This window comes from Ensifer sp. ENS06, assembly GCF_014852205.1.
In the GTDB taxonomy this organism is placed as follows: domain Bacteria; phylum Pseudomonadota; class Alphaproteobacteria; order Rhizobiales; family Rhizobiaceae; genus Ensifer; species Ensifer adhaerens.
The window spans coordinates 1-767 of the sequence record NZ_JACVBC010000039.1 but is presented as its reverse complement, the minus strand read 5'-3'; the positions used below and the strand labels follow the sequence as shown (position 1 = coordinate 767).

Annotated in this window: 1 protein-coding gene; it reads left to right on the top strand. The window is 64.8% G+C overall.

Going from position 1 to position 767, the window contains the following annotated elements; translation table 11 throughout:
• On the top strand, positions 1 to 767 hold a 767-nt coding region (locus IB279_RS36725), incomplete at both ends, for a Re/Si-specific NAD(P)(+) transhydrogenase subunit alpha (protein ID WP_192341246.1).

The window sequence follows — 767 nt, the reverse complement described above, 5'->3', positions numbered from 1 at the left end:
CCCGAGGCGAGCGAGGTCGCTTATCTGTCTGCGGACAAGACGCTGATCTCGTTCTTCTATCCGGGCCAGAATGCCGAACTTCTGGAGCTCGCCAGGGAAAAGGGCGCCAACGTCATCGCCATGGACATGGTCCCGCGCATTTCGCGCGCCCAGAAGATGGATGCGCTGTCGTCGATGGCCAATATCGCCGGCTATCGCGCGGTGATCGAGGCCGGCAACAATTTCGGTCGCTTCTTCACCGGCCAGGTGACGGCCGCCGGCAAGGTGCCGCCGGCCAAGGTCCTGGTGATCGGTGCGGGCGTCGCCGGTCTTGCGGCGATCGGTGTCGCCACCTCGCTTGGTGCTCAGACCTATGCCTTTGACGTGCGGCCGGAAGTCGCCGAGCAGATCGAGAGCATGGGAGCCGAGTTCGTCTATCTCGATTTTGCCGATGGTGAGGGGGGCGGTCAGCAGGATGGCGCTGCCACCGGCGGTTATGCGGCTCCCTCTTCGCCGGAGTTCCGCGAGAAGCAGCTTGCCAAGTTCCGCGAGCTTGCGCCCCAGATCGATATCGTCATCACCACGGCGCTGATCCCGGGCCGTGATGCACCGAAACTCTGGCTTGCCGACATGGTCGCCGCGATGAAGCCGGGATCGGTGGTGGTCGATCTTGCGGCCGAGCGTGGCGGCAACTGCGACCTGACCGTCGCCGATCAGCGGGTCGTCTCCGACAACGGCGTCGTCGTCATCGGCTATACCGATTTCCCGAGCCGCATGGCCGCGCAGGC